This window comes from Sphingomonas bisphenolicum (assembly GCF_024349785.1).
GTDB classification, from domain to species: Bacteria; Pseudomonadota; Alphaproteobacteria; order Sphingomonadales; family Sphingomonadaceae; genus Sphingobium; species Sphingobium bisphenolicum.
Window position 1 is genome coordinate 459711 of record NZ_AP018817.1, and the last position, 23931, is coordinate 483641.

Here is a 23931-nt window from a genome sequence, read left to right on the forward strand (position 1 = left end):
CCAAGGCCGATCGCCATTATGATGCAAGGGATGCAACCCATGAAAACCCTCCTCCTCGGCGCAGCCGCCACGGCGCTGGCGCTGGCCGCCACCATGGCGCAGGCCGACCAGCCGGCAACACCTGCCGCAGCGCCGGCCGCCTCTCCCGCCACCGCCGGCAAGCCCACCTATGGCAGCTATGGTTTCGACGCCGCGGGCATGGATCCGTCGGTGAAGCCGGGCGACGATTTTTACGACTATGCCAATGGCACATGGGCGAAGAACACGCCGATCCCCGCCGACAAGTCCAATTATGGCGCATTCAACACGCTGGACGACCTGTCGCGCACGCGGACCAGGGCGATATTGGAAAGCGCGCAGAAGGATAGCGGCAGCAAGATCGGCAATGCCTATGCCGCCTATATGGACGGCGCCACGGTCGAGGCGAAGGGACTGGCGCCGATCAAGCCCTGGCTGGACGAGGTCAGGGGCGTCACCGACCTGGCCGGCTATGCCAGGGTCGCGGCCAAGGGCGCCCGCGCCGGCGTGCCCGGCCCGTTCCGCTTCTATGTCGGGCAGGACGACAAGGACCCCGAAACCTATATCCTGTCGATGATGCAGGGCGGGCTGGGCCTGCCCGACCGCGACTATTATCTGGACCAGGGCGAGAAGATGGCGGCGATCCGCACCGCCTATGTCGCGCATCTGGAAAAGATGCTCACCCTGGCGGGCGAGAGCGACGCCAAGGCGCGCGCGGCGGCGCTGATGGCTTTCGAAACGGCGATTGCCAAGGTCCATTGGAGCCAGGTCGACAGTCGCGACGCCGACAAGACCTATAACAAGATGACGCTTGCCGACCTGCAGAAGGCCACGCCCGGTTTCGACTTCGCGGCCTATTACAAAGCGAACGGGCTGACCCCCGCCAGCCTGCTGGTCGCTCAGCCCAGCGCCGTGACGGGTGAAGCCGCGCTGATCGCCAAGACGCCGGTCGGCGTGCTGAAGGACGCGCTGCTACTGGCCAGTCTGCACGCCTATGCCGACTATCTGCCCGACAGCATCGCCAATAGCGACTTCGCCTTCTACGGCACCACCCTGTCGGGCACGCCGGAGCGTGAGGAACGGTGGAAGCGCGGCGTCACCTTCCTCAAGGAGTCGCTCGGCGAGGAAGTCGGCAAAGTCTATGTCGCCCAATATTTCCCGCCCGAAACCAAGGCCGCAATGGACGGGCTGGTCAAGAATGTCCTGACCGCCATGGGCCGCCGCATCGACGGCCTGCCATGGATGAGCGACACGGCCAAGGCGCGCGCGCACAAGAAGCTGGCCGCCTTCACCCCCAAGATCGGCTATCCCGACAAGTGGCGCGACTATGCGGGGTTGGAGATCAGGCGCGACGACCTGCTGGGCAATGCACAGCGATCGAACCAGTTCGAGTTCGACTATAATATCGGCAAGCTTGGCAAGCCCATCTATCGCTGGGAATGGGGCATGACCCCGATGGAGATCAACGCCTATGCCAATTTCGGCATGGTCGAGATCGTCTTCCCCGCCGCCATCCTGCAACCGCCCTTCTTCGATCCCAAGGCGGACCCGGCGGTCAATTATGGCGGCATCGGCGCGGTGATCGGCCATGAACTGAGCCATCATTTCGACGATCAGGGCGCGAAATATGACGAGACGGGCAAGCTCAACCAGTGGTGGACCGATCAGGACGTCGCCAATTTCAAGGCGCTGACCACGAAGCTGGGCACGCAATATGACGCCTATGAGCCCTTTCCCGGCGCGCATGTGAAGGGCGCCTTCACCATGGGCGAGAATATCGGCGACCTGGGTGGCCTGGCGGTCGCACTCGACGCCTATCATGCTTCGCTGGGCGGCAAGACTGCGCCGGTGATCGACGGCCTGACCGGCGACCAGCGCTTCTTCCTGGGCTGGGCGCAGGTATGGCGGCGCAATTATCGCGAGGCGAATCTGCGCCAGCGGCTGGTCACCGATCCGCACGCGCCGTCGCAATATCGCGCCGACATCGTCCGCAATTTCGACGCCTGGTATGAGGCTTTCAAGCCAGCGCCGGGCGGCAAAATCTATCTGGCGCCCAAGGATCGCGTGAAAATCTGGTAAGAGATGACGGTCGGCCCGGCGCATTTTACGAATCCGGGCCGATCTTCATTGTTGCCACTGCGAACAAGGCTGCGGCCAATGGCTTGTCACGCGAGACGAGCCGTTTTTGCGAGTCCCGTCATCTTCTGAATCGCACGATTCGCCGTTCGGCACTTTCTCACCCGGAACGATTTCAACAGTTTGGTCGTCTGTTCATCAGATTGTCACTAACAGGAGAAAAAAGTTGAAGGGTCTCAACACCAGCGCTTTTCTGAAAGCCGGCATCGCATCGATCGCGTTGTTCGCGGCCTATCCCGCGCTCGCACAAGGCCAGGCCGCCCCTGCGGCGCCTGCGACATCGGCAGCCCCGGCCGCTGGCGCCAGCAATTTCAGCGACAGCGATATCAAGCAGTTCGCCGCCGCCGCAGTGGAAGTGACCAAGATCCAGTCGGACGCCTCCATCGCTGAAGCCGACAAGCAGCCCAAGATGCTGGCCGCGTTGCAGGCATCGGGCCTGCCGCCCGAAAAGTTCAACCAGATCGGGCAGGCCGCAGCCGCCGACCCGGCGCTGCAGCAGCGCATCCAGGCCGCCGCGCCGCCTGCCCCCGCTGCGCCAGCCGCACCGGCAACTCCGGCCGCGCCGGCACAGCCGAGCCAGCCGCCGCAATAATCCGATAGCGAAGGGGCCGGTCGATGACCGGCCCTTTTGCTTGATGCCCGGCACGCCGGTTCGCCCGCATTGTTCCCATGATGGTAAAAAATATCGGGGGGTGACGACCGCTTATCCGCCCGTCTATCCTGCGCTCCATGCAGGAACTGGCTCTTTCCATCGCGCTGATCGGCATATTGGGGATTGGCGCACAATGGATCGCCTGGCGCACCGGCTGGCCCGCCATCGCGTTGATGCTGGCCGCTGGCGTGATCGGCGGTCCGGTCCTTCACCTCATCAACCCCGAACATGTGTTCGGCGAACTGCTGGAACCGATGGTGTCGGTGGCGGTCGCGCTGATCCTGTTCGAGGGCGGCCTCAGCCTCAATTTTCGCGAATTGCGCAAGACCGACGGCGCCGTCACCCGGCTGGTGCTGCTGGGATCACCGATCGGCTGGGTGCTGGGATCGCTGGCCTGCTATTATGTCGCCGGGCTGGTATGGCCCGTCGCAATCCTGTTTGCCGGCATATTGGTCGTCACCGGCCCGACCGTCGTGCTGCCGCTGTTGCGCCAGTCCAATGTCGCGGCGCGACCCCGCGCGATCCTGAAATGGGAGGCGATCGTCAACGATCCGGTCGGCGCGCTGCTGGGCGTCGTCACCTATGAATATCTGCGCCGCGCGGGCGAAGGCGGCACATTGGCGTCGGTCATCCTGTCGCTGCTGGCCGCGGCGGTCATCGCCGGCCTGATCGGCTGGCTGGCCGCCCGCGCCGTCGGCTGGGCCTTCCCGCGCGGGCATGTGCCCGAATATCTCAAGGCTCCGGTGCTGCTGGTCGTGGTGATCGGCGTGTTCGTGGGATCGAACATGATCCAGCAGGAAACCGGGCTGCTGGCCGTCACCGTGATGGGCGTGGCGCTGGCCAATATGCGGCTCGATTCCCTGCGCGACATCCAGCCGTTCAAGGAAAATGTCACGGTCCTGCTGATTTCGGGCGTGTTCGTGATCCTCTCCGCCTCGCTCAATCTGGAGGTGCTGCGCCAGTTCGAATGGCGATTCCTGGCTTTCCTGCTCGCGCTGCTCTTCCTCGTCCGCCCGGCAACGGTGCTGCTGAGCCTCGCCTTTTCTCCCGTGCCGTGGAACGAGCGGCTGCTGGTCGCCTGGATCGCGCCACGAGGGATCGTTGCGGTAGCGATTTCGGGACTGTTCGCGTTGCGGCTCGATCGGCTGGGCTATAGCGACGGGTCGATCCTGGTCACTCTGTCCTTCGCCGTGGTGGTGGCGACCATCCTGTTCCACGGATTTTCGATCAAGGCGGTCGCACGCCTGCTGAAGGTTACGGGCGCGTCGGAACAGGGACTGTTGATCGTGGGGGCCACGCCCTTCACCCTCGGCCTTGCCGCACAGTTGCGCCAACTGGAGGTGCCGGTGACGATCGCCGACACGAGCTGGCAGAGGCTGGCGCCTGCCCGGCACCAGGGCATCCCCACCTATCATGGCGAGATATTGTCGGAAGCGACTGAAGAACGGCTGGACCTGACCCAGTTCCAGGTGCTGGCGGCCGCGACCGACAACGAGGCCTATAACGCGCTGGTGTGCAACGAGTTCGCGCCGGAAATCGGGCGCGACAATGTCCATCAGTTGGGCGACGCCAGCGACGATCATGATCCGCGCAGCCTGCCCGAATCGCTGCGCGGGCGGGCGCTGTTCGCGTCAGGCCATGGCGTGGAGGACATCATGCAGCGCGAGGAACAGGGCTGGACCTTCCGCAAGACGCGGATCAGCGAGCAGTTCGACTATGATGCCGCGCGCGCGGCGCTGCCGCCGGATGGCGACATGCTGCTGCTGTTGCGCAAGACCGGGGCGCTGCGCTTCTTCACCCATGCCTCACGTCCCACGCCCCAATATGGCGACACGATCCTGTCCTATGTGCCGCCCGCCCAGCCCCGGCGACAAGGAGAGGAAGAATGAGACGATTTACCCAGGCTCCGATCCTCCTATGTGCGGCGCTCGCCGCCTGCCAGCCACCCGCGCAGACACCCGCGGCCGATGCGGTGAACGAGGCCGACAATGCCGCCAATGCCGTCGCAAGGAATGGCGCGGATAATGGCGCCGAACCGCAACGGTCGATCCTGCGTCCCGAAGTCGTGCCCGAGTCCGAAGCGCCGAAGATCGAGCCGGAAGAGGCGGTGATCGGCTTCGGCGCGTCGCCCATGGCGCTGGATGAGACGGCGAAGGCGACACTGGAAACGCTGCTCTCCGGCGCGGCGATGAAGGCCGGCGGCCCGATCATATTGCGCGGCCATAGCGATTCGCGCGGGGCCGATGGCGACAACAAGGTCGCGTCCCGCATCCGCGCCGAAAAGGTCCGGGACTATCTGGTCGACAAGGGCGTGGACAAGGCGCGCATCACCCTGATCGCGCTGGGCGAGGCCCGCCCGATCGCCCCCAATGCGAAGGAGGACGGCAGCGACGATCCCGACGGCCGGGCGAAAAATCGCCGGGTCGAAGTGACGGTCGCGCTCCCGACCGTCATCGTGCCGCCGCCGGTGGTGCCGAACGCGGCCGAGGCGGCAAAGCCATAGATTTGGCCACCTTGCTGGCTTAAGGGACCGACATGACATCCCCCGTCTGGCACCCCTTCACCCAACATGGCCTGAATGAGCCGATACCCCATGTCGTGCGGGCGCAAGGCGCGCTGCTGCACCTGGCCGACGGCGGCACGCTGATCGACGCGATTTCGAGCTGGTGGGTGACCACCCATGGCCATTGCCATCCGCGCATCGCCGCCGCCATCGCCGCGCAGGCGGGGCAACTCGATCAGCTGATCTTCGCGGGCTACACCCATGATCCGGCCGAAACGGTGGCGCGGGGGCTGATCGATCTGGCACCCCGCGCCGAAGGACAGCCGGCACTGGCCCATATCTTCTATTCCGACAGCGGCTCGACCGCGGTCGAGGTCGCGCTCAAGATGGCGCTGGGCTATTGGCACAATCTGGCGCTGGACGGGTTGGCGACGGAAGAATCGGGGGGGCCGCGCAGCTGCATCCTGGTGCTGGAGCATAGCTATCATGGCGACACGATCGGCGCGATGTCGATCGGCGAGCGCGGCGTTTATAACGCCGCCTGGCAGCCCTTGCTGTTCGATGTCGGAACCATCCCCTTTCCCGCGCCCGGTCGCGAGCGGGCCTGCCTCGAAGCACTCGACGACGCCTGCGCCGACAAGCCCGCCGCCTTCATCGTCGAACCGCTGATATTGGGCGCTGGCGGGATGCTGATCTATCCCGCAGCCGTGCTGCGCGAGATGGCCGCGATCTGCCGCCGCCATGGCGTGTTGTTCATCGCCGACGAGGTGATGACCGGCTGGGGCCGCACCGGCACCCTCTTCGCCTGCGAACAGGCGGGCGTCGTGCCGGACATCATGGCGGTGGCTAAGGGTATCACCGGCGGCGCGATCCCGCTGGCGGCGACCCTGGCGACCGCCCCGATTTTCGATGCGCATCGATCGACCGACCGCGCCCGGCTGTTCTATCATTCGTCCAGCTACACCGCCAACGCCATCGCCTGCGCCGCCGCGGTCGCCAATCTGGCGATCTGGCGCGAGGAGGATGTGCTGGGTCGCATCGCCGCGCTGGCGCAGGGAATCGCGAAGCGACTCGAACGGCTTGCTAGACACCCCGCCTTCGCCAACCCGCGGCAGCTGGGCGCGATCGCCGCGATCGACCTCATCGCCGCCGATGCGGGCTATCTGTCCGATCTGGCGCCGCGCCTGCGTGCCTTCTTCCTGGAACGCGGCCTCTTGCTAAGGCCGCTGGGCAACACCATTTACCTGATGCCGCCCTATTGCCTGGACGAAGATCAGCTCGATCGACTCTTCCTGGCGCTCGCCGCAGCAGGCGATCATTTCGGCGAATAAACCCTTGGCTTTCAATTTCCGCAATTTGGCGCTATGGCGGCGCGATTTTGCGAATTCGGGATTATATGGCTAAAGAAGAACTGCTTGAAATGCGCGGACAGGTTGTGGAGCTTCTCCCCAACGCCATGTTCCGTGTCCGGCTTGAAAATGACCACGAGATTCTCGGCCACACCGCCGGCAAGATGCGCAAGAATCGCATCCGCGTGCTGGTGGGCGACGAAGTGCTTGTCGAGCTGACCCCCTACGACCTGACCAAGGGTCGGATCACGTACCGCTTCAAATAAGCCGCTTGTTCATGCGGCTTATTCTTGCTTCGGCTTCTCCCAGACGGCGTGACCTTCTGGGACAGATCGGCGTCGTCCCCGATGCCGTCGATCCCGCCGATATCGACGAAACGCCCCTGAAAGCCGAACGGCCTGCCGCTTACGCCGCGCGCGTCGCGGCTGAAAAGGGCGTGGCTGTGGCCGCGCGCCATCCCGGCGCGCTGGTCCTGTCGGGCGATACCGTGGTGGCCGTGGGGCGCCGCATCCTGCCCAAGGCGGAAAGCGAGGCGGAGGCGCGCGCCTGCCTGGCCTTGCTGTCCGGACGGCGGCACCGGGTGCTGAGCGCGATCACGCTGATCGATGGCGAGGGACGCGCGCGGCATCGCCTGTCGGACAATATCGTCATCTTCAAGCGGCTGGAGCAGCCCGAGATCGACGCCTATATCGCCAGCGACGAATGGCGCGGCAAGGCAGGCGGCTATGCGATACAGGGCCGCGCCGCGGGCCTCATCCGCACCATCATGGGCAGCCACAGCGCGATCATGGGCCTGCCGCTTTACGAAACCCGCACGCTGCTCAAGGCAGCGGGCTATCTATCCGACTAGGAACGCACATGGCCGAATGGCTCTATGAAGAAGGCATTGGCGAGGCGCGGGCCGCGTTGATCGAGAAGGGCAAGCTGGTCGAGGCCCTGATCGAGCGCGAGGGCGACGCCGTCCGTCCGGGCGCGGTGGCGCAGGGCCGGTTGGTCGCCACCATCATCCCCAAGAAGCGCGGCATCGTGCGCCTGATTTCGGGCGAGGAAGTGCTGCTGGAACCGATCCCGCCCCGGCTGGCCGAAGGCGCCAACGTCCTCGTCGAAATCATCCGCGAGGCGATCGCAGAAGAAGGCCGCCCCAAGCGCGCCAAGGGCCGCATGCCCCAGCCGGGCGCCAAGCCCCATGCCGGCCCCAGCCTGTTGCAGCGCATTCGCGCCACCGGCGTGCCGGTCGTCCCCTGTCCCGCGCATGAGGAAGACCGGCTGGAGGCGCATGGCTGGAGCGAGCTGATGGACGAGGCGACGAGCGGCGAGGTCGGCGCTGAAGACGCCGCCCTGCGCCTGTACCTGACGCCCGCCATGCTGCTGATCGACGTCGACGGATCGCTCCCGCCCGCGCAGCTTGGCCCCAAGGGCGCGAAGCTGGCGGCGCAGACGGTGCGGCGCATGGGGCTTTCCGGTTCCATCGGCATCGACCTGCCGACGATGAACAACAAGGACGAACGAATGGTCGCCGCCGCCCAGATCGACAAATATCTGCCGCTGCCGTTCGAGCGTACGGCCGTGAACGGCTTCGGCTTCCTCCAGATCATCCGCCGCCGCGAGCGCGCCAATCTGATGGAGATAGTGCGCGAAGATGCGGTGCTGACCGCCGCGCTGGCGCTCCTGCGCCGGGCCGAACGCCATGGGCAGGGCGGCGCGGCCACCATCACCGCCATGCCCGCGATCATCGACCTGCTGCACAAGCGGCAGGACTGGATCGAGCAACTGGCCAAGCGCCGGGGCGGCGCGATCACCTTGCAGGCGGATGCGGCGCTGGCTCTGGCGGGCGGCCATGTCGCCTAAGGCATCGTCCAAGCCCGGCGCCTGCCCGGTCTGCGACCAGCCCGCCCAGCTCGCCACGCGCCCCTTCTGCAGCGCCGCCTGCCGCGACCGCGACCTGCTGCAATGGCTGGGCGAAGGCTATCGCGTGCCGGGCCAGCCCGTTGATGAAGCGGCACAAAAAAACGGCAATTATGGGCTGGACAGCGAGCCGGATTGACGCTTATAGGCACGCCTCCATCCGGCGGACGCCTCCCGCCGAAGACCCGTGCCCGGGTAGCTCAGTTGGTAGAGCATGCGATTGAAAATCGCAGTGTCGGCGGTTCGAATCCGTCCCCGGGCACCATTTGTTCTCATCATATTGAAAACATTAGAAAATCGTCTCAAAGACGGTCTTCTAACCCTCACTCCCCCACATTGCTGCTACACAATCGAGCAGTCAAAACCGTTGAAAACCCTCGGAAATCAGCGGATTCGGGTTCCAAGAACTGCTACACAAAGCTGCTACACAAGTTGCCGTCGGGCATGTGTTTCCGGGGCGGGCAGTTCTATTTTCGACGCCGTGTTCCGCATGATGTCCGTCAGCATATGGGGCGGGCAGAGATTTGGCGGTCATTGAGGACGGACAGTCTGAAATGCGCTGTTCGACGCTTCCCGTTGATCGTCTCCCAAGTCGAATCTGAAATCGAAGGGGTAAGGCTGAGGGCAGGGATGACCATCGATCCAGTCTTGCTCGAAGGCGTCGGCTCTTCTGCCCAAGTCGGACCTCGCCAACCAGTGCCTGCGGCGGCGTCGACGGTCTATTTTCCATCCCCGCCTGTTGTCCCGCCCCAAAAGTCGTGCCTGACCTTCGGCAACGTCTATGACCGTTATATCAACGATCCGACACGGGGCTGGTCTGTTCGAACCCGCGACTCTTATGAGACATGCCGGAAGCTCGCCACCGACATTATTGGGGCTGATTTACCCATTGCCGATTTCACCCGGACGCATTGTCGGGATTTCATCGAGACGCTGAGATTTTTGCCGAAAAACGCGAGCAAGCGTTTCCCGCGCCTCTCGCCTCGACAGGCGGCGGAGAAGGCGCGGGAAGGGAAATTGGACAATCTCATTAGCTCTGCCAATGTTAACGCCTATCTCACCGATCTATCGAGCTTCCTGAACTGGGCGGTTCGAGAGGAATATTTGGAGCGGAATCCTGCCCGAGGGCTGCGGCTCCCGGATGAGGTAGCCAAGCGCAACAAGCGCTTCCCCTTCTCTTCGGTGCAATTGAAGAAAATATTCAACGCGCCGCTCTATCGCGGGTGCGTGGATGGTGAGCGCTCCTATTTTCTGCCGGGCACCGAGCGCCCCCAGAACGCCCGGTTCTGGATTCCGCTGATCGCGCTCCACACAGGGATGCGGCTCAATGAAATCTGTCAACTCGATGTGACGGATTTGCGGGCCATAGAAGGCGTCCAGTGCTTTGTGGTGAGCGACGAGTCATTGGTGGGCAGCACCGATAAGCAGTTGAAGACAAGAACCAGCGAAAGGGTGATTCCAATCCATCCGAACCTTTGTGATTTCGGGCTGTTCCAATTTGTCGATAAGCGACGCAGGGCCGGTGAGACGAAGTTATTTGGAGAGATCGCTCCGGGACCGAGGGGTGTCCGAGCCGTGGCATTCTCCAAGTGGTTCACCCTCTTCACGCGAAAGGCGGGAGCGGCGCAGGACCGAACCTGTTTCCATAGCTTCCGGCATAATTTCCGTGATGAATTGAGAGCGGCGCGGATCGACCACGATGTCGCTCTAGCAATTGGTGGGTGGACGAACGGTGCCTCGACGAAGAGCAATGCTTCAGAAAATTATGGAAGAGGTCATGGAATAAATGTGCTGGATGAGGCGATGCTGCGGCTACGCTTCGAGAACGTTGATCTCAGCCATTTAAGACGCTGATCTGTCTTACTTGCAAAGGTTTTATCACGCGACTGGATGCGAACCTCGAGCCATTGAAAATACGCGTTTGCGCGGTAAGGAGGTAGGCAGAGGCGATTTATCAAGGACCGAAATGTCTTACAGCGTCAGGCATCAAGTATTCGTCAGTTCCACCTTTACTGACCTTATCGAAGAAAGAACCGAAGTGATCCAAGCTCTCTGGGAGCTAGATTGCATCCCTACAGGTATGGAAGCATTTGTCGCTTCCAATGAGAGTCAATGGGAGGTCATTCGGAAAGTCATAGACGAGTGCGATTATTATGTGCTGATAATCGGTGGTAGGTATGGCTCCGTCACGGACGATGGCGTCAGTTACACTGAGAAAGAATACCGCTACGCCAAGAAGATTGGCCTACCCGTGCTCGCCTTCGTTCACGGAAATCCTGAAACGATACCGGCTGGCAAAACTGAGAAAGTGGAAGCGAATAGGCTGAAGCTTGAGGCATTTAGAACCGCGGTTATGGCGGAGCATCCGATCCGTAGTTGGTCATCAGCTTCTGAGCTCGGTGGCTTGGTGTCGCGTTCGTTAGTTCGTGAGATCAAGGTTAACCCCCGGCCGGGATGGATCAGAAATGATGGTTCGTCACCTATATCAGTGTCTGATCCGAAATTAAGGTGAGTGGTATCAGCAGGTTAGCTTGACGGCGTGACCTGTCATTGATTCATGGGTTTTGCGAAAAACTACCGAGGATCAACGATGTGGACCGATACCACTCGCGCGCTTCATGCGCGACGCGGGCTGATTTTGCCAAGTGATTTGACGAATGCCGAGTGGTTGGTGCTGGAACCGCTGCTGCCATCAGCCTCGCATGTGGGGCGGCCCCGCAAATGGCCGATGCGCCGGATTGTCGAAGCGATGCTTTACCTGCTGCGTGGTGGCTTGCCATGGCGGATGCTGCCCCCATGCTTTCCGCCGGTCTCGACGGTGCGACGCTGGTTTTACCTCTGGCGCGACAACGGCCTGTGGCTGACGATGAACCATGTGCTGCTCATGGCTTCGCGCGAGATGACAGGCCGCGAGGCCTCTCCGTCGGCGGGTGTGATCGACAGCCAGAGCATCAAAACCACGCAAAGTGGTGGTCCTTGTGGCTATGACGCTGGCAAGAAGGTGAAAGGCCGCAAGCGCCATATCCTGACCGACACCGAGGGAAACCTGGTGCATGCCGTGATCCACACCGCTGACATTCAGGACCGCGATGGTGCGCCGATGGTGCTGCGCGAAATCATCGGGCGCTTTCCGTGGCTGCGGCACGTCTTCGCCGATGGCGGCTATGCTGGCGACAAACTCAGGGGGGCTCTGCGGCAAATGGGGAAATGGACCGTCGAAATCATCAAGCGATCAGACACGGCCAAAGGCTTTGAGGTGCTGCCCCGCCGATGGGTTGTCGAACGCACGCTGGCATGGCTCAACCGGAACCGACGCCTCGCCAGGGACTTCGAGCAAACCATCGCATCGGCAACCGCGTGGCTCTTCATTGCATCCATTCAACTCTTCACCCGCCGCATCGCAAGGGCATCAAATCACGCCGGATAATTATGAATCAGACACTCACTTTTGGAACGCATCAACTCGCTGACCGAAGAGAATCGCACTCTGCGGGAGAACTTGGCCAGCCACGTTGACGACGAGTCTGACCCCACGCTCGAAAGCGGGGCAGATGAGGTCGAGATATATGGCACGAGAAGCATATATGACTCCCGTCCGGGCGGAGGGTATGGAACAGGGGAATGGCATGCCCTCACTACATGGGATGAAATTTTCCGCGATATAGGACCTGCACTGATTAATGAGACCACCGAATCTGACCTGAAAAAATATTCTTTTGCGTTTCCATGCTCTTGATGAACTTCCTCCAAATTTTTCTCATAGAGGAAATGTGTCGTTGGCGCTTGAAAGCTTCAATGAAATACTTATCCAACTACGTGCGCTTGGCTTAATTGACCAAGGAATTAAAAAGCGTGGTGTAAATGACAGGTCAAGTTATTGGCGCATTACACCACTTGGCGATCGCCACTTAGTCAGCCTTCTGGCAAGGCGTAAGCCGGTTGCGGTGCCCGAAGCATAGTTGCTGAGTTAGCGGTTTCTGACAGTTGATTTCTTGTTGCAAGTTTTGACGCACGGCCTGCGCACGGAGCGTTGCCGGTGGAGCCCGAATCCGCTGATTTCCGAGGGTTTTCAACGGTTTTGACTGCTCGATTGTGTAGCAGCAATGTGGGGGAGTGAGGGTTAGAAGACCGTCTTTGAGACGATTTTCTAATGTTTTCAATATGATGAGAACAAATGGTGCCCGGGGACGGATACTGCGCTTCGCTTTCGCCGTGGTTTTCGGGATCATCGTTGTTTGTCATGAGGCTGCTCCTGTCGGCGGTATGAAGACCGGGGACGGCACCGAACCACCGACATATTCGGGCTGATGGTGAAGTGAGGGTGGACCGGCAGCATCAGCGCCGATCGCAGGCCACGATGGTCAGGCGGCGATCGATTCGGCCATCGAGACCTTGATACGATGGACCGTCGCGACGCCGACTCGATGCTTCCGGGCCGTCTCGTTGATGCTGGCTCCCTTCGTCAGGGCGCGCTTGATCTTGTCGACCTTGGTGGGATCGACGGGAGGACGACCGCCCTTCTTCCCGCTGCGTGCGATGCCTGCTTTGACCCTTTCGGAGATCATGGCCCGCTCGAACTCGGCGAAGACCCCCAATGTGGATCGGCGTGCAAAAAGGACCCCGTTAGCGGGGTGATCGGCGTCTAAAAGGGACCCCTCATTTCGATGGTTTAAACAGCTGCCTGGATTTTCAGGCGGCGAGATCGGGATGTTGGTTTTGGAGACAGTTGTTCGGATCCGGCGCGAGTATGCCGGGGGCAAGGCGATCAAGGCGATCGCGCGGGATCTGCATGTGTCGCGGAAGGTCATCCGTAAGGCGATCCGAGCGCCGGAGGGCGCATTCGACTATCAGCGCAAGATTCAGCCACTGCCCAGGATCGGTCCGTTTCAGGATCGTCTGAACACGCTGCTGGAAGAGAACGAGGTGCGCGGCAGGCGTGAACGGCTGCGGATGACGCGGATCCATGACCTGCTGGTGCGCGAAGGCTTTGAGGGTTCCTACGATGCCGTGCGGCGCTACGCGGCGCGATGGAAGATCGAACGGCGCAAGGATGCCGGCGATGGCGTCACCGCCTTTATCCCGTTGATGTTCAGGCCAGGCGAGGCCTACCAGTTCGACTGGAGCCATGAGGATGTCGAGATCGCCGGCAAGCCGATGCGGGTGAAGGTCGCGCATATGCGACTGTGCGCGTCACGCGGGGTCTATGTCCGAGCCTATCCTCGCGAGAGCCAGGAGATGCTGTTCGACGCGCATGCGCGCGGCTTTGCCTTCTTTGGCGGCGTGCCGGAGCGCGGCATCTACGATAATATGAAGACGGCGGTGACGAGCGTGTTCACCGGCAAGGAACGAGTCTTCAACCGGCGGTTCCTGATCATGACCGACCATTATATGGTCGAGCCCACGGCCTGCTCGCCTGCGGCGGGATGGGAGAAGGGCCAGGTCGAGAACCAGGTGCAGACGATCCGTGGCCGCTTCTTCCAGCCCCGGCTGCGGTTCGCCAGCCTCGAAGAGCTTAATGGCTGGCTGGAGGCCGAGTGTCGGCGCTGGGCGGAACGGCAGGCCCATCCCGAACAGGGAGAGCTGACCGTGGCGCAGGTGCTGGAGATCGAACGATCCGCGCTGCAGCCGATGCTGGGGCCGTTCGACGGCTTCAATGAGAGCGAGCATGCCGTGACGGGCACCTGCCTGATCAGCTTCGACCGCAACCGTTACTCGGTGCTCTCGACGGTGGCACGGCGCACTGTGCAGGTCCGCGCCTATGCCGATCGTATCGTCGTTCGCTGCGGCGAGGAGGTTGTCGCCGAACATCCTCGCTACTTCGGGCGCAACCGCACGATCTATGATCCCTGGCATTATCTGCCGGTGCTGGCCCGCAAGCCCGGCGCGCTGCGGAACGGCGCCCCCTTCCAGGGCTGGGATCTGCCACCGGCGCTTGCCCGCCTGCGCCGCAAGCTGGGTAATGGCGACGATGCTGATCGCCGGTTCGTCCGTGTGCTGTCGGCTGTGTTGACCGATGGCCTGGAGCCTGTCGAAGCGGCGGTGCGCGAGGCACTGGCGACGGGCACGGCAAGCGACGACCTGATCCTGAACATCCTGGCGCGACGCCGGGAACCGCCGCGTCCACTCACGATCATCACCTCCGAGGACAGCGCGCTGCGCCATCCTCCGATCGCCGACTGTGCCCGTTACGACCAGCTGAGGACCTTCGATGCAGCGGCATGACATGATCGAGGCCATGCGCGGGCTCGGGCTCAAAGGCATGGCAGGCGCGTTCGACGATGCGGTCACCACCGGCCTTCAGCGCCAGCGCACCACGATGGAGATATTGACCGATCTTCTGAGGGCGGAAGCGACGCATCGCCACGCCGCGTCGATCCGATACCGGATGGCGGCCGCGAGGCTGCCGATCGTGAAGGACATCGACGCCTTCCGGTTCGAGGGCACCCCGATCAACGAAGGACTGGTGCGTTCATTGCACAGCGGCGCGTTCCTGCCCGCGCGGCGCAATATCGTCCTGGTCGGCGGTACAGGCACCGGAAAGACCCATCTGGCCATCGCCATCACCGCTAATGTCGTGCGCTCGGGTGCGCGGGGCCGCTACTTCAACACCGTTGATCTTGTGACCCGTCTCGAAGAGGAGGCCAGGATCGGCAAAAGCGGCACACTCGCCGCCCAGCTATCCCGCCTCGATCTCATCGTGCTCGATGAACTGGGGTATCTGCCGTTCGCCCGATCGGGCGGCCAGTTGCTGTTCCATCTGATCAGCAAGCTCTACGAGCAAACCAGTGTCATCATCACCACCAACCTCGCCTTCGGGGAGTGGCCCACCGTGTTCGGTGATCCCAAGATGACCACCGCGCTCCTGGATCGCGTCACCCATCATTGCGACATAGTCGAGACCGGCAATGACAGCTGGCGCTTCAAAAACCGGAGCTGATCCTCCCCATCGGCCCTCAATTAAAAGATGCTTTGCGCTGCGCGCGCCTTCGGTCGGGCTACGCCCTCCCTACGCCGCGCGCAGCGCAGGAGAGCGCGTCAGATCAACCTTGCGCCATCTTGAAATGGGGTCCCTTTTGCGCGCCGATAGGGGGTCCCGTTTGCACGCCGATTGACACGCTAGGTCGCGATAGGCTGGGAACCGTGCGGCCTTGAGCTGATAGGATACCGATCGCACCTCCCGTTCGGCGGTCTCCGCCTTGAGCAGTTGTGACAGGATCGGAACCGCCGCATCGAACGCTGGCGCGCCCTGCTCCATGAGATCGGTGACGGCCTGAGCCATGCCATGCATCTTGAGGCTGCGCAGCATGACGATGATGGCGCCGCTGGCGGGATCATGACGCATGGCGGTTCTCCCGACGCAGGGCGTCATAGCGTTCCACATTGGCCATCGGCTCGCTGACCAGTCTTAGCGCCTGTGGCGCCGTGATCGGCGGTGTTGTCAGCGGCTTACCGTCGATCAGCCGGTGCAAAAGGTTGAGGATATGAGTCTTGGTCGGAACACCGGCCTCCAGCGCCATGGTGACCGCCATCAGCACGACCTGCTCATCATGATGCAGCACCAGCGCAAGAATCTCGACCATCTCCCTGTCGCCGCCGGGGGATCGCAGCAGATGGCGCTGTAACCGCTGGAAGGCCTCAGGCATCTCGAGGAACGGCGCGCCGTTGCGCAGGGCGCCAGGCTTGCGCTGGACGACCGCCAGATAATGGCGCCAGTCATAAACAGTGCGTCCCGGCCCATCATGGGATCGATCGATGATCCGCTGATGTTCACATAGCAGCTGCCCCTCTGCGACGACGAGGAAGCGGTCCGGGTAGAGCCGCACGCTGACAGGACGGTTGGCGAAGGACGCCGGAACGCTGTAGCGATTACGCTCCAGATGGACGAGGCAGGTCGGTGAGACCCGCTTGCCATACTCGACGAAGCCGTCGAACGGCCGTCCCATCGGCATCAGGCTCGCCACCTCATCGGCCCAGGCATCGGCGACCGAACCAAGCTCAACACCATGTGGGATATCCTGCCACAGCGCCTTGCAGCGCGCTTCAAGCCAGATGTTCAACGCGTCGAGCGTCTCGGTCTGGGGAACAGGCTGCCAGAGCCGATGGCGCGCATCCTGCACGTTCTTCTCGACCTGGCCCTTCTCCCAGCCCGCTGCCGGATTACAGAACTCGGCCTCGAACAGATAATGGCTGACCATCGTCAGGAAGCGGGCATTGACGGTCCGTTCCTTGCCGCGTCCGACCTTGTCGACCGCGGTGCGCATGTTGTCGTAGATGCCGCGCCGCGGCACCCCGCCCAGCACGCGGAACGCATGATTATGGGCTGTGGATCGGCGTGCAAAAAGGACCCCGTTAGCGGGGTGATCGGCGTCTAAAAGGGACCCCTCATTTCGATGGTTTAAACAGCTGCCTGGATTTTCAGGCGGCGAGATCGGGATGTTGGTTTTGGAGACAGTTGTTCGGATCCGGCGCGAGTATGCCGGGGGCAAGGCGATCAAGGCGATCGCGCGGGATCTGCATGTGTCGCGGAAGGTCATCCGTAAGGCGATCCGAGCGCCGGAGGGCGCATTCGACTATCAGCGCAAGATTCAGCCACTGCCCAGGATCGGTCCGTTTCAGGATCGTCTGAACACGCTGCTGGAAGAGAACGAGGTGCGCGGCAGGCGTGAACGGCTGCGGATGACGCGGATCCATGACCTGCTGGTGCGCGAAGGCTTTGAGGGTTCCTACGATGCCGTGCGGCGCTACGCGGCGCGATGGAAGATCGAACGGCGCAAGGATGCCGGCGATGGCGTCACCGCCTTTATCCCGTTGATGTTCAGGCCAGGCGAGGCCTACCAGTTCGACTGGAGCCATGAGGATGTCGAGATCGCCGGCAAGCCGATGCGGGTGAAGGTCGCGCATATGCGACTGTGCGCGTCACGCGGGGTCTATGTCCGAGCCTATCCTCGCGAGAGCCAGGAGATGCTGTTCGACGCGCATGCGCGCGGCTTTGCCTTCTTTGGCGGCGTGCCGGAGCGCGGCATCTACGATAATATGAAGACGGCGGTGACGAGCGTGTTCACCGGCAAGGAACGAGTCTTCAACCGGCGGTTCCTGATCATGACCGACCATTATATGGTCGAGCCCACGGCCTGCTCGCCTGCGGCGGGATGGGAGAAGGGCCAGGTCGAGAACCAGGTGCAGACGATCCGTGGCCGCTTCTTCCAGCCCCGGCTGCGGTTCGCCAGCCTCGAAGAGCTTAATGGCTGGCTGGAGGCCGAGTGTCGGCGCTGGGCGGAACGGCAGGCCCATCCCGAACAGGGAGAGCTGACCGTGGCGCAGGTGCTGGAGATCGAACGATCCGCGCTGCAGCCGATGCTGGGGCCGTTCGACGGCTTCAATGAGAGCGAGCATGCCGTGACGGGCACCTGCCTGATCAGCTTCGACCGCAACCGTTACTCGGTGCTCTCGACGGTGGCACGGCGCACTGTGCAGGTCCGCGCCTATGCCGATCGTATCGTCGTTCGCTGCGGCGAGGAGGTTGTCGCCGAACATCCTCGCTACTTCGGGCGCAACCGCACGATCTATGATCCCTGGCATTATCTGCCGGTGCTGGCCCGCAAGCCCGGCGCGCTGCGGAACGGCGCCCCCTTCCAGGGCTGGGATCTGCCACCGGCGCTTGCCCGCCTGCGCCGCAAGCTGGGTAATGGCGACGATGCTGATCGCCGGTTCGTCCGTGTGCTGTCGGCTGTGTTGACCGATGGCCTGGAGCCTGTCGAAGCGGCGGTGCGCGAGGCACTGGCGACGGGCACGGCAAGCGACGACCTGATCCTGAACATCCTGGCGCGACGCCGGGAACCGCCGCGTCCACTCACGATCATCACCTCCGAGGACAGCGCGCTGCGCCATCCTCCGATCGCCGACTGTGCCCGTTACGACCAGCTGAGGACCTTCGATGCAGCGGCATGACATGATCGAGGCCATGCGCGGGCTCGGGCTCAAAGGCATGGCAGGCGCGTTCGACGATGCGGTCACCACCGGCCTTCAGCGCCAGCGCACCACGATGGAGATATTGACCGATCTTCTGAGGGCGGAAGCGACGCATCGCCACGCCGCGTCGATCCGATACCGGATGGCGGCCGCGAGGCTGCCGATCGTGAAGGACATCGACGCCTTCCGGTTCGAGGGCACCCCGATCAACGAAGGACTGGTGCGTTCATTGCACAGCGGCGCGTTCCTGCCCGCGCGGCGCAATATCGTCCTGGTCGGCGGTACAGGCACCGGAAAGACCCATCTGGCCATCGCCATCACCGCTAATGTCGTGCGCTCGGGTGCGCGGGGCCGCTACTTCAACACCGTTGATCTTGTGACCCGTCTCGAAGAGGAGGCCAGGATCGGCAAAAGCGGCACACTCGCCGCCCAGCTATCCCGCCTCGATCTCATCGTGCTCGATGAACTGGGGTATCTGCCGTTCGCCCGATCGGGCGGCCAGTTGCTGTTCCATCTGATCAGCAAGCTCTACGAGCAAACCAGTGTCATCATCACCACCAACCTCGCCTTCGGGGAGTGGCCCACCGTGTTCGGTGATCCCAAGATGACCACCGCGCTCCTGGATCGCGTCACCCATCATTGCGACATAGTCGAGACCGGCAATGACAGCTGGCGCTTCAAAAACCGGAGCTGATCCTCCCCATCGGCCCTCAATTAAAAGATGCTTTGCGCTGCGCGCGCCTTCGGTCGGGCTACGCCCTCCCTACGCCGCGCGCAGCGCAGGAGAGCGCGTCAGATCAACCTTGCGCCATCTTGAAATGGGGTCCCTTTTGCGCGCCGATAGGGGGTCCCGTTTGCACGCCGATTGACACCCGTCTCGATCTCTCGCACGCTGTAGGCAGTCTGCCAGATGTTCCTCGCCAGCCAGATGTCCCTCGCCAGGATGTGGACAGTCACCTCGGTAGCGGGAATATTGGAAGCTTACGCGGCCCCATTGCTCCACGCGCCAACAAACGGGCGGAAGAGCCGGTGTCGCCAAATCGCAAAGCTCGGCCTGCGCTCACAAAGGCTGTCGCGCGCCATTCCTACAAATTTTGTGGAGACAATGTGCTTTTGCAGCGACCGTATATCCGGAAATCGCTTCCCAGTTGCCCCAGAAACCATTGATTTATCGATGATTTCTGGAGCGGGCGAAGGGATTCGAACCCTCGACCCCAACCTTGGCAAGGTTGTGCTCTACCCCTGAGCTACGCCCGCTCTGGCGGCCGGAGGATGTGTCCCTCTCGGCGGGTGGCGGGGAACTAGCAGCGCTTGTCTAAAGGGGCAAGGGGAGAATTGCACAAAAATGAAATTCTCCTTCGCACATGAAAAAACATAATTTTTCCAGTGTGTTAGCTTTGTGGATATTATTTCGCCGCCGGACGGGCACGTCATTCGATGCGCGAATCACCCCCAGGACAGTGGCGAAAAGGGCGGCTTGGCGCGCGCCGTCCTTGTGCTAGGCTGTGCCGACAAGTTTCTTGCCGTGGCGGGATCATTTGCCCCCGCCCTTCGTAATGACCAGCAACCAGCAGGGAGACCAGCCATGTCGTCCGATCATTTGACGCGCCGCGGCCTGTTGCAGGGCAGCGCCGCCATCGCCGCCGCCGGCCCCGTCCTGTCGCAGGACACCGCCGCAGCGACACCCCGCCGCACCGGAGGAACCGCAATGATGCCTGTCGAACTGACCGTCAACGGGCGTGAGGTGCATCTGCAACTCGACCCGCGCACCAGCCTGCTCGACACGCTGCGCGAGCATCTGCACCTGACCGGCACCAAGAAGGGATGCGATCATGGCCAGTGCGGCGCCTGCACCGTGATCGTGGAGGGGCGGCGGATCAACAGTTGCCTGACGCTGGCGGTGATGCATGATGGCGAGAGCGTCACGACGATCGAGGGGCTGGGCACGCCCGACAAGCTGCACCCGATGCAGAAGGCGTTCATCGTCCATGATGGCTATCAATGCGGCTATTGCACGCCGGGGCAGATCTGCTCGGCGGTGGCGGTGCTGGACGAGATCAAGGCGGGCATCCCCAGCCATGCGACGGCGGAGCTGGACGATGTCGCGCTGAGCGATGCGGAACTGCGCGAGCGGATGAGCGGCAATATCTGCCGCTGCGCCGCCTATCCCAACATCATTGCCGCGATGCGCGATGTTTCTGGTCAATCTGGGCATGGGGAGACCGCGGCATGAAGGCCTTCACCTATGAACGCGCCGCCAGCGTCGAGGCGGCGGCGAAAGCGGCTGCATCCGTACAGGGCGCGCGCTTCATCGCGGGCGGGACCAACCTGCTCGACCTGATGAAGCTGCAGATCGAGACGCCGACCCATTTGATCGACGTCAATCCTCTGGGGCTGGACCGGATCGAGAAGACCGACGGCGGCGGGCTGCGCATCGGCGCGCTGGTGCGCAACACCGACTTGGCCGCCGACAAAAGCGTGCGACAAGATTATGCGGTGCTGAGCCGCGCGTTGCTGGCCGGCGCATCGGGCCAGTTGCGCAACAAGGCGACGACCGGCGGCAACCTGTTGCAGCGCACCCGTTGCCCCTATTTCTACGACACGCGCATGCCCTGCAACAAGCGCAAGGCCGGCAGCGGTTGCGGCGCGCTACAGGGGATGAGCCGCAGCCTGGCGATATTGGGCGTGAGCGACGCCTGCATCGCCCAGCATCCCAGCGACATGGCGGTGGCGATGCGGCTGCTGGACGCGCAGGTCGATACGATGGACGCAAACGGCGCGGCGCGGGCGATCCCGATCGCCGACTTCCACTTGCTGCCAGGCGACACGCCGCAGAAAGAAAGCGCGCTGAAACCCGGCGAGATCATCACGTCCGTCACCCTGCCCAAGCCGATCGTCGGCACCCATGTCTATCGCAAGGTGCGCGACCGCGCCTCCTATGCCTTCGCCTTGGTGTCGGTGGCGGCCGTGTTCGGCAAGGACGGAACGGCGCGCTTCGCCTTTGGCGGGATCGGCGCGAAGCCGTGGCGCGTGGAGGCGGCCGACGCCGCTGCCAAGAGTGGTGCGAAGGCCGTGGCCGAAGCGGCCCTCGCCGGCGCACGCACCACCCATCATAACGACTTCAAGAAGACACTGGTCGAACGGACGCTCGCGTCCCTCTACCGCCAGCGGGAGGCACGGGCATGAAGTTCGACACGCCAGCGGGCATCAACCCGATCGACAAGGGCCGGGTGATCGGCATTCCGCACGACCGCATCGACGGCGCGGCCAAGGTGACGGGCAGCGCGCCCTATGCCTATGAGCGGCACGATGCCGCGCCCAACGCCGTCTATGGCTGGATCGTGGGGTCCGCCATCGCCAAGGGGCGGATGGCCTCCATGGACCTGCGCGCTGCGGAGGCCGCGCCGGGCGTGCTGGGCATCGTCACCCACGCCAATGCCGGCAAACTGGGCAAGGGCAGCATGAACACCGCGCCTTTGCTGGGCGGACCGCAGGTGGACCATTATGAGCAGGCCATGGCGCTGGTCATCGCCGACACGTTCGAAAATGCGCGTGACGCGGCCAAGCTGGTGCAGATCGATTATATGCCGGAGGACGGCAAATATGATCTGGCGGCCGAGAGTCTGAAGGGCGTCATGCCGCCCGACAGTTTCGGATCGCCGGCCGATACGAAGGCGGGCGATTTCGACGGTGGTTTCGCCAGGGCGGCCATCAGGATCGACCAGCGCTATACGACACCCGACCATAGCCATGCGATGATGGAGCCGCATGCGACGACCGCCGCCTGGAATGGCGACAGGCTGACGCTGTGGACGTCGAACCAGATGATCGCCTGGGGCGTGGGCGAAGTCGCCAAGACGCTGGGCATCGCCAAGGAGAAGGTGCGGCTGGTGTCGCCCTATATTGGCGGCGGCTTCGGGTCGAAGCTGTTCCTGCGCGCCGACGCACTGCTGGCGGCGCTGGGCGCGAAGCAGGTGGGGCGGCCGGTCAAGGTCGCCATCGCCCGGCACCAGATTCCCAACAACACCACCCACCGCCCGGCGACGATCCAGCGCATCCGCATCGGCGCGGACAGGGACGGCGTGATCGACGCGATCGGCCATGAAGTCTGGTCGGGCGACCTGCCCGGCGGCAGCCCGGAAACGGCGGCGCAGCAGACGCGGCTGCTCTATCGCGGCGCCAACCGGATGACCGCGCACCGGCTGGTGACGCTGAACCTGCCCGAAGGCAATGCGATGCGCGCGCCGGGCGAGGCGGTGGGCCTGCTGGCGCTGGAAGTGGCGATGGACGAACTGGCCGAAGCCTGCGGCGTCGATCCGGTCGAACTGCGCATCCGCAACGATGTGCAATATGATCCCGAAGCCGGTCCGCAGCGCCCCTATTCTAGCCGCAAGCTGGTGGAATGCCTGCGCGCCGGGGCCGATCGTTTCGGCTGGGACAAGCGCAAGGCCAAGCCCGGCCAGGTCCGCGACGGGCGCTGGCTGGTGGGCATGGGCATGGCCGCGGCCTTCCGGAACAATCTGGTCAGCAAGTCGGGCGCGCGGATCGGCGTGGATGCGCAGGGCCAAGTGATCGTCGAGACCGACATGACTGATATCGGCACCGGCAGCTATACGATCATCGGCCAGACCGCAGCCGAGATGCTGGGCGTGACGCTGGACCAGGTGACGGTCCGGCTGGGCGACAGTCGCTTTCCGGCATCGGCCGGGTCGGGCGGGCAATGGGGCGCCAACAGCTCGACGGCGGGCGTCTATGCCGCGGCGATGGCGTTGCGCGCGAAGCTGGCGGAGAAGGCGGGCTATCCCGCCGACAAGGCGCAGTTCGACGATGGCCTGGTGAAATTCGACAATAAATCCCAGACGCTCGCGGCACTGGCCGGGCGCGAGGGGCTGTGGGCCGAGGACAGCATGGATTATGGCGATCTCGACAAACGCTATGCCCAGGCCACTTTCGGCGCGCATTTCTGCGAGGTGGGCGTCGATATCGACACCGCCGAAGTGCGCGTTCGCCGTATGGGCGGGGCCTTCGCCGCCGGGCGCATCCTGAACCCCAAATCCGCGCGCAGCCAGGTGATCGGCGCGATGACCATGGGGGTGGGCGCGGCGCTGATGGAATCGCTGGAGGTCGACACTCGCTTCGGCTTCTTCGTCAATCACGACATGGCCGAATATGTGGTGCCGGTGCATGCCGACATTCCGCAGCAGGACGTGCTGTTCATCGACGAACTGGACGACAAAAGCTCGCCGATGAAAGCCAAGGGCGTGGGCGAGCTGGGTATCTGCGGCGCAGGCGCGGCGGTGGCCAATGCGATCTACAACGCCACCGGCATTCGCCTGCGCGACTATCCGCTGACGATCGACAAGCTGTTGAAAGCGCAGGCGGCATGACGACGGCCCGAC

The 23931-nt window shown here is 63.2% G+C and carries 21 protein-coding genes, 2 tRNA genes and 3 pseudogenes; 22 read left to right on the forward strand and 4 right to left on the reverse strand.

Annotated elements, in window-relative coordinates; translation table 11 throughout:
- The first annotated feature begins 39 nt into the window (after positions 1-39).
- The 15 genes and pseudogenes from SBA_RS02195 to SBA_RS02260 all read left to right on the forward strand — a co-directional run bounded on the left by SBA_RS02195 (position 40) and on the right by SBA_RS02260 (position 12522).
- Positions 40-2097: a M13 family metallopeptidase gene (locus SBA_RS02195; protein ID WP_261935748.1), complete on the forward strand. Its 2058-nt coding sequence runs from the start codon at positions 40-42 to the stop codon at positions 2095-2097.
- 223 nt (positions 2098-2320) lie between these two features.
- A complete protein-coding gene (locus SBA_RS02200) occupies positions 2321-2746 on the forward strand; it encodes a DUF4168 domain-containing protein (protein ID WP_261935749.1) in 426 nt (141 codons plus the stop codon).
- Positions 2747-2883: 137 nt separating this feature from the next.
- Positions 2884-4695, forward strand: a complete 1812-nt coding sequence (locus tag SBA_RS02205) for a cation:proton antiporter (RefSeq protein WP_261935750.1) — start codon at positions 2884-2886, stop codon at positions 4693-4695.
- On the forward strand, positions 4692-5309 hold the full coding sequence (locus SBA_RS02210) for an OmpA family protein (RefSeq protein WP_261935751.1): 618 nt from the start codon (positions 4692-4694) through the stop codon (positions 5307-5309). Before SBA_RS02205 ends, SBA_RS02210 begins: the two co-directional genes overlap by 4 nt.
- A 32-nt stretch (positions 5310-5341) precedes the next feature.
- Positions 5342-6640 carry an adenosylmethionine--8-amino-7-oxononanoate transaminase gene (locus tag SBA_RS02215; RefSeq protein WP_261935752.1) on the forward strand — a complete coding sequence of 433 codons (1299 nt, stop codon included), beginning with the start codon at positions 5342-5344 and terminating at the stop codon, positions 6638-6640.
- A 65-nt stretch (positions 6641-6705) separates the two neighbouring features.
- Positions 6706-6924, forward strand: coding sequence for a translation initiation factor IF-1 (infA, locus tag SBA_RS02220; RefSeq protein WP_003049127.1), 219 nt, complete (start codon positions 6706-6708; stop codon positions 6922-6924).
- Positions 6925-6935: 11 nt separating this feature from the next.
- Positions 6936-7508 carry a Maf family protein gene (locus SBA_RS02225; RefSeq protein ID WP_224550402.1) on the forward strand — a complete coding sequence of 191 codons (573 nt, stop codon included), beginning with the start codon at positions 6936-6938 and terminating at the stop codon, positions 7506-7508.
- 8 nt (positions 7509-7516) lie between these two features.
- Positions 7517-8506, forward strand: a complete 990-nt coding sequence (locus SBA_RS02230) for a ribonuclease (protein ID WP_224550403.1) — start codon at positions 7517-7519, stop codon at positions 8504-8506.
- The gene (locus SBA_RS02235; RefSeq protein WP_261935753.1) at positions 8496-8702 is read left to right on the forward strand and encodes a DNA gyrase inhibitor YacG; all 207 of its coding nucleotides are present in this window, start codon (positions 8496-8498) and stop codon (positions 8700-8702) included. The genes SBA_RS02230 and SBA_RS02235 overlap by 11 nt, the downstream gene beginning before the upstream one ends.
- A gap of 50 nt (positions 8703-8752) precedes the next feature.
- Positions 8753-8828, forward strand: a tRNA-Phe gene (locus SBA_RS02240).
- Between the two features lie 242 nt (positions 8829-9070).
- Positions 9071-9121, forward strand: a pseudogene (locus SBA_RS25245) (hypothetical protein); the annotation flags it as partial.
- Between the two features lie 72 nt (positions 9122-9193).
- Entirely contained in the window at positions 9194-10417 is a 1224-nt protein-coding gene (locus SBA_RS02245; RefSeq protein ID WP_261935754.1) for a tyrosine-type recombinase/integrase, read from the forward strand.
- A gap of 112 nt (positions 10418-10529) precedes the next feature.
- A complete protein-coding gene (locus SBA_RS02250; protein ID WP_261935755.1) occupies positions 10530-11075 on the forward strand; it encodes a DUF4062 domain-containing protein in 546 nt (181 codons plus the stop codon).
- 78 nt (positions 11076-11153) lie between these two features.
- Positions 11154-11990, forward strand: a complete 837-nt coding sequence (locus tag SBA_RS02255; RefSeq protein ID WP_261934954.1) for an IS5 family transposase — start codon at positions 11154-11156, stop codon at positions 11988-11990.
- Between the two features lie 349 nt (positions 11991-12339).
- Positions 12340-12522, forward strand: coding sequence for a hypothetical protein (locus SBA_RS02260; protein ID WP_261935756.1), 183 nt, complete (start codon positions 12340-12342; stop codon positions 12520-12522).
- 402 nt (positions 12523-12924) lie between these two features.
- Here SBA_RS02260 and SBA_RS25250 read toward each other — a convergent pair whose 3' ends face one another.
- Positions 12925-13158: a hypothetical protein gene (locus tag SBA_RS25250; RefSeq protein WP_390902365.1), complete on the reverse strand. Its 234-nt coding sequence runs from the start codon at positions 13156-13158 to the stop codon at positions 12925-12927.
- Positions 13159-13270: 112 nt separating this feature from the next.
- On the opposite strand from SBA_RS25250, the gene istA (SBA_RS02270) reads away from it, so the two are divergent.
- Positions 13271-14785: an IS21 family transposase gene (gene istA / locus SBA_RS02270; RefSeq protein WP_261934293.1), complete on the forward strand. Its 1515-nt coding sequence runs from the start codon at positions 13271-13273 to the stop codon at positions 14783-14785.
- Positions 14772-15500, forward strand: coding sequence for an IS21-like element helper ATPase IstB (istB, locus tag SBA_RS02275; RefSeq protein WP_261934260.1), 729 nt, complete (start codon positions 14772-14774; stop codon positions 15498-15500). Before istA (SBA_RS02270) ends, istB (SBA_RS02275) begins: the two co-directional genes overlap by 14 nt.
- 180 nt (positions 15501-15680) lie before the next feature.
- Here istB (SBA_RS02275) and SBA_RS02280 read toward each other — a convergent pair.
- Positions 15681-15905 (reverse strand): annotated as a pseudogene (locus SBA_RS02280) (ATP-binding protein); the annotation flags it as partial.
- A pseudogene (locus SBA_RS02285) lies at positions 15895-16884 on the reverse strand (IS21/IS408/IS1162 family transposase); the annotation flags it as partial. The pseudogenes SBA_RS02280 and SBA_RS02285, both read right to left, overlap by 11 nt.
- A 112-nt stretch (positions 16885-16996) precedes the next feature.
- Between SBA_RS02285 and istA (SBA_RS02290) the strand changes: the two are divergent.
- Both istA (SBA_RS02290) and istB (SBA_RS02295) read left to right on the forward strand, forming a co-directional pair.
- Complete coding sequence (gene istA, locus SBA_RS02290) at positions 16997-18511, forward strand: IS21 family transposase (protein ID WP_261934293.1); 1515 nt, start codon at positions 16997-16999, stop codon at positions 18509-18511.
- Positions 18498-19226, forward strand: a complete 729-nt coding sequence (gene istB / locus SBA_RS02295; RefSeq protein ID WP_261934260.1) for an IS21-like element helper ATPase IstB — start codon at positions 18498-18500, stop codon at positions 19224-19226. The genes istA (SBA_RS02290) and istB (SBA_RS02295) overlap by 14 nt, the downstream gene beginning before the upstream one ends.
- A gap of 488 nt (positions 19227-19714) precedes the next feature.
- Here the strand turns inward: istB (SBA_RS02295) and SBA_RS02300 are convergent.
- Positions 19715-19789 (reverse strand) — tRNA-Gly (locus SBA_RS02300).
- A gap of 328 nt (positions 19790-20117) precedes the next feature.
- On the opposite strand from SBA_RS02300, the gene paoA reads away from it, so the two are divergent.
- From paoA to paoC, 3 genes are read left to right on the forward strand one after another with little or no spacing between them, the layout of a single operon-like run.
- Positions 20118-20765 carry an aldehyde dehydrogenase iron-sulfur subunit PaoA gene (gene paoA, locus SBA_RS02305; RefSeq protein ID WP_224548925.1) on the forward strand — a complete coding sequence of 216 codons (648 nt, stop codon included), beginning with the start codon at positions 20118-20120 and terminating at the stop codon, positions 20763-20765.
- Entirely contained in the window at positions 20762-21718 is a 957-nt protein-coding gene (locus tag SBA_RS02310; protein WP_261935758.1) for an FAD binding domain-containing protein, read from the forward strand. Before paoA ends, SBA_RS02310 begins: the two co-directional genes overlap by 4 nt.
- On the forward strand, positions 21715-23919 hold the full coding sequence (gene paoC / locus SBA_RS02315) for an aldehyde oxidoreductase molybdenum-binding subunit PaoC (RefSeq protein WP_261935759.1): 2205 nt from the start codon (positions 21715-21717) through the stop codon (positions 23917-23919). The genes SBA_RS02310 and paoC overlap by 4 nt, the downstream gene beginning before the upstream one ends.
- Positions 23920-23931: the final 12 nt, after the last annotated feature.